At 62.1% G+C, this 4,742-nt stretch carries 7 protein-coding genes; 3 read left to right on the top strand and 4 right to left on the bottom strand.

Annotated features, from left to right (window positions below; translation table 11 throughout):
- From M6D32_RS09570 to M6D32_RS09560, 3 genes are all read left to right on the top strand, one after another.
- A partial coding sequence (locus M6D32_RS09570; protein ID WP_298255658.1) for a transposase occupies positions 1-128 on the top strand: 128 nt, incomplete at its 5' end.
- A gap of 247 nt (positions 129-375) precedes the next feature.
- Complete coding sequence (gene rpsU, locus M6D32_RS09565) at positions 376-681, top strand: 30S ribosomal protein S21 (protein WP_298255656.1); 306 nt, start codon at positions 376-378, stop codon at positions 679-681.
- A gap of 298 nt (positions 682-979) precedes the next feature.
- Positions 980-1,873 (top strand): tetratricopeptide repeat protein, encoded by an 894-nt coding sequence (locus tag M6D32_RS09560; RefSeq protein WP_298255655.1) that lies wholly within the window; start codon positions 980-982, stop codon positions 1,871-1,873.
- A gap of 56 nt (positions 1,874-1,929) precedes the next feature.
- Here the strand turns inward: M6D32_RS09560 and M6D32_RS09555 are convergent, their stop codons facing one another.
- The 4 genes from M6D32_RS09555 to M6D32_RS09540 form a co-directional block, all read right to left on the bottom strand.
- Positions 1,930-2,835, bottom strand: coding sequence for a hypothetical protein (locus M6D32_RS09555; RefSeq protein WP_298255654.1), 906 nt, complete (start codon positions 2,833-2,835; stop codon positions 1,930-1,932).
- Between the two features lie 73 nt (positions 2,836-2,908).
- Positions 2,909-3,193, bottom strand: coding sequence for a cupin domain-containing protein (locus tag M6D32_RS09550; RefSeq protein ID WP_298255657.1), 285 nt, complete (start codon positions 3,191-3,193; stop codon positions 2,909-2,911).
- 39 nt (positions 3,194-3,232) lie between these two features.
- The gene (locus M6D32_RS09545; protein WP_298255653.1) at positions 3,233-4,330 is read right to left on the bottom strand and encodes an ionic transporter y4hA; all 1,098 of its coding nucleotides are present in this window, start codon (positions 4,328-4,330) and stop codon (positions 3,233-3,235) included.
- Between the two features lie 37 nt (positions 4,331-4,367).
- Positions 4,368-4,694: a hypothetical protein gene (locus M6D32_RS09540; RefSeq protein WP_298255652.1), complete on the bottom strand. Its 327-nt coding sequence runs from the start codon at positions 4,692-4,694 to the stop codon at positions 4,368-4,370.
- Between the last annotated feature and the right edge of the window lie 48 nt (positions 4,695-4,742).

Below are 4,742 nucleotides of genomic sequence, written 5' to 3'. Positions count from 1 at the left end.
GTCACCTCATCGAAAACTTCTTCTGCAAGCTCAAGGAATATCGCGCCATTGCTACACGTTACGACAAAACCGCAAGAAATTTCCTCGCCGCAATCCATCTCGCGGCTGCTATCATCTGGCTCAATTGAGGACAGGCCCTAGCGATCTTCCCCGCGAAATTCGCCGAAAAAGTTGCAGGATCCTAAAATCGCCCTGCTCGTCCACCGGATTCTGCGCGGTCGGGCAGCCCTGCAGCGGCCGAAATTCTCCTTCCGCAGGTGGACATTGCACCTTTTGTCTGATACATCCGCCCGCTCAAAGGTCGGGAGTCAGGCGTTTTGGCCAGCCCTTTGACCTTACCAGAATCCAATCCGATCAATGGAAAGAGGATGCCGCGTGCAGGTTCTCGTTCGCGATAACAATGTCGACCAAGCCCTCAAGGCGCTGAAGAAGAAAATGCAGCGCGAGGGTATTTTCCGCGAGATGAAGCTCCGCGGTCACTACGAAAAGCCCTCCGAGAAGAAGGCCCGCGAAAAGGCTGAAGCCGTGCGCCGCGCGCGCAAGCTCGCCCGCAAGAAGTTGCAACGTGAAGGCCTGCTGCCGATGAAGCCGAAGCCGGTGTTCGGCGCTGGTCCCGGCGGCGATCGTGGCGGTCCGGGTGGCGGCCGCAGCGGTCCGGGTGGTCCACGCGGACCGCGCTGATCCGACTTCGAACAGGAATTTGATAACGCGGGTCATTCGGCCCGCGTTTTATTTTGTTTCCGTTCCGGCTTTCCGCGTAGTGCCGCGTATTTGAAGTTCCTGCACTACAAGCGGCGAATTCGGTTCAGGAACTTCAAATAAGTTTGCCAGTGGCCATGACTTTCCGAAGTTCGTCAAAGGCGCGGGCTGAGGTGGTGCACGAACTTCGGAAAGTAGGCACTGGACTGTCATTTGGCCGATGCAATTCGTTCGGCGTCGGGTTACCAGTAAGCAGGTAAGCGCGTGAGTATCCCGCACGATGACCGTCCCGATGGCTGGAGTCCTTTCCGGAAATTTGCGCCAGGGCCTCCGTGCGTCCGCGCTGACTATATTGGCCGCGATCGCGCTTGGCGGCTGCTCCATGACGCTGGGATCGCTGACGCCGTCCCCCGAACCCAGGGAGGAGCCCGCGCAAATCACCTCCTCGGCCAACATCGCTTCGCTCAGCGAAACCATCAAGAACAACCCCGATAACCCGCAGGCCTACAACATGCGCGGATCGGTGCTGGCGCAGGCCGGAAAAACCGACGAGGCACTGGCCGACTTCAACAAGGCGATCAGCCTCGATTCAAACTACGGTCAGGCCTTCGCCAATCGCGGTCAGATCTACCGCAAGACCAAACGGCTCGACCAGGCGATGTCCGATTATGAACGGGCGCTGGCACTCGATGCCAACTATGCGCCCGCCTGGCTCGGCCGCGGGCTGGTCCACAAGGCGCGCGGCGAAGCGGCGCAAGCGCTCGACGACTTCAACAAGGCGATCGCGCTGCGTCCCGACGATGCGGATGCCTATTACAACCGCGGCCTGCTCTATCAGGGCGAGAAGCAGCACCAGTTTGCGATCGAGGATTTTTCAACGGCCAACGGTCTGGCGCCGCAACAGTTCGAGCCGCTGCTCGGCCGCGCCCTGAGCTATCTGGCGCTCGGAAAGGCAAAGGAAGCCTCCGCCGACCTCGACGAAGCCGTGCAGGACGATCCGCAAAACGTCCAGGCCTGGATGAGCCGCGGGCTCGCCTATGAGCGCCTCGGCGACAAGGTCAAGGCCGCCGGCTCCTATGGCCGCGCGATCAACCTGCATCCGAAAGACGAGGCCGCACGGTCCGCCTTTGCCCGCGTCGGCGGCAAACCGGGCGAGAATTACGCAACATTCTGAAATGATTTGTGAGCGGCGCCAGCGCGCCGCCTCAAGTCAGGCAACCCGTGCTCAACTCACTGTTGGGGCTTCGGCAATACCGAATTGAACATCGACTTTGCCGCCGAGAACACGTCGGCAAGTGGCCGCTTCGGCGCAGACTGATCCGCAGCCGCATCGGCCCGCAAATCCAACGGCGGATGCGGATCGGGAATATCGGCCGGCGGCGTCGGACGATTCGGGTCGTCATTTCGTGCCACCGGCGGCTTCGCATCGGCGGCGGGCGGAGCCGACACCAGGATCGGGGGCGGCAGGGGCTGGAGCGACGGGGCAGTCGCCACCGGAACCGACGCCGGCACAGGCGCGGACGGTGCGGCTACGACACGAGGCGGTTCCACCGGCTTGGCCGGCTCCGGCATCCGGGCTGCGTCCTGGACGTGCGGAGCGGGATCCGTACCACGCAGGCGCTCGATCGCCGCGCGCGCCAGATCATTGGCGTCCGGCGTCGCCTCGGCCGGAGCGGTAGCGGGCGCAGCAACCACCGGCTCGGCGGCTGGGGTCGGGTTGGGCCTGGAAGCGGCTTTCTCGCGCTTCTCAACCGGGTGGCGGCGCGTTTCCGCCGGCGCCACCGGAGGAATACTGGCGGTCTCGGCAGGACGATCGGCCTTCTCGGCAGCTTTCTCGGGGGAGGCCTTCTCAACGGAAGCCTTCTCGGCCGCCGACTTTTCGGTGATCGACTTTTCTGAAATGCCCTTCGCCCGGACACCCGGCTCGTGGATACGACCAAGGTCGGCCGATTTCTCGGCGGGTTTCGAATCGGCCTTGGAGGCGGCCTTTTTCGGCTCGGCCGTTGACACGGCGGCGGTTGGCGCGGCGGCGGGCGTCCTGTTGTTGATGTAATGGTTGACGATATAGGCGCCGACGACCGTTGCGATCACCGACGGCAAAATATCCATCGCAAATTTGGAGGCCAATTTCAGCATGCCAACCGCTCCCGCGCGGGTTCAGATGCCCAAGGTTTGAGGCATATCGGTGGCAATTCGGTAAACGGCTGGCTTATGGCTTCAACTCCACTTCAAGAAAGACGATCTCAGACCCACTTTCGTTGAGCACATCATGTTCAACACCAGCTTTACGAAAATATGACTGGCCGGCCGCTAGCTGGGCCTTCGAGCGATCGCCGTTGGGCGCCACTATGGTCATCTCGCCCGCGGTGACCGGGACGATAACATAATCCATCTCATGAGTGTGGTGTCCGGTAGCCGTCCCGGGAGCGAGCCGCCACCGGGTCACGCGCACCTCCGGGGTGTCGACCTGAACATCGGACGCGGCACTCGTCATTTTCGGCTTTTCTCCCGCCATTTCCGGCATTTCTCCCATTCAGGGAACGAACACCAGGAACACGAATACTGCAAATACCACAAGGTGGACCAGCCCGAAAAGGATGTTGGTGCGGCCGCCGCCCAGCGTCAGCATGCAGAGAAACAGGGTCAGCGCCAGCAGCACCATTTCGTTGGTGGGAAGCCCCAGCACGAGTTGTTTGTCGAGTTCGTAAGCCGCAATCGTCACCGCCGGAATCGTCAGCCCGATCGTGGCCAGCGAGGAGCCGAGCGCGAGATTGATGCTCTTCTGAAGATCGTTTCTGCGCGCCGCCACGATGGCCGCCACCCCTTCCGGCAGCAGGATCAACAACGCCACCAGGATGCCGGCAAAGGCAGGCGGCGCGCCGATCAGCGCAGCGGTTGCATCGACCACGAGAGAGAATTTCTTGGCGAGCAGCACGACGGCGAGCAGCGAGACCAGGAGAAGAGCGGTGCTGACAACGATCGTCCGGTTCGATACCGGCGATCCTTCGTCGGTACTCGTCCCGGCATCCACCACGAAATAATCCCGGTGCCGCACGGTCTGCGTATAGAGAAATACGCCGTAGAGCAGAATGGTGACGACCGAGACAAAGCCGAGCTGGCCTGCCGAATAAACCGGTCCTGGCGTGGTCAACGTATAGTTCGGCATGATCAGCGTGATGGTGGCAAGTACCGAAAGGACGCTCAGGTAGAGACTAGACCCGCTCACCTGAATGTCCTGCTCCCGGTAACGCAGGCCGCCGGCCAGAATGCAGACGCCAACCAACCCGTTGCAGACGATCATCACGACGGCGAAAACCGTATCGCGCGCGAGCGTGGTCACGGCTTTCTCGCCAAGCATCATGGTTGCGATCAGCGCGACCTCGATGATAGTGACGGCGAGCGTGAGCAGCAGCGTGCCGAACGGTTCGCCGATCCGCTCCGCGACGATCTCGGCGTGATGCACGGCCGCAAAGACCGTGCCGAACAGGATCACAAGCAACAACGCCGCAAACAGCCAACCCGGCGGCGAAGGTGCAAACGAATAGCCAAGCGCCGTGACGCCGGCAAAGAGCAGCGCCGACAGTGCCGGAAAGATCCACGCCGACCGCGGCATCGGCCCATGAGTGCTCATGCGTCCATCCCCCTAAGACACGCCAGATGACGGCCGATCATAGCAGGTTATTTCGGCGAATATTCCGTCCGATAAAGTGATGCGCGGTCTCGATGGCCCCGAAATCGTCGAGGTTTTCGTGCACGCCGCCGCGTAGTCGCACGAATTGCTTCGGCGGCGGTACCGGAAACAGCAGGTCGCGCCGCTTGAAATAGAGTAGCGCGAGGCCGCAGAAATAGACGGCCACGGCGGCCGCACGACCGTCCGGCACGATTTCTGCTTTATGCGGCGTGCGCAGGGAAAGCGGCTGCGCGGAACCTTCGACGTCGCTGCACTGCGCGTGTTGCGGCCAGCCCGAACTCAAATCCGGGCTGGTCTGGGGCACGCGGCGGCGGCGGTTTGAGGAGCTCGGGGATGGGGCGGCGGTGCATCA

Source organism: Bradyrhizobium sp., from assembly GCF_027307225.1.
In the GTDB taxonomy this organism is placed as follows: domain Bacteria; phylum Pseudomonadota; class Alphaproteobacteria; order Rhizobiales; family Xanthobacteraceae; genus Bradyrhizobium.
The sequence above is the reverse complement of the archived record's forward strand: the minus strand, read 5'-3'. Positions and strand labels throughout refer to the sequence as shown.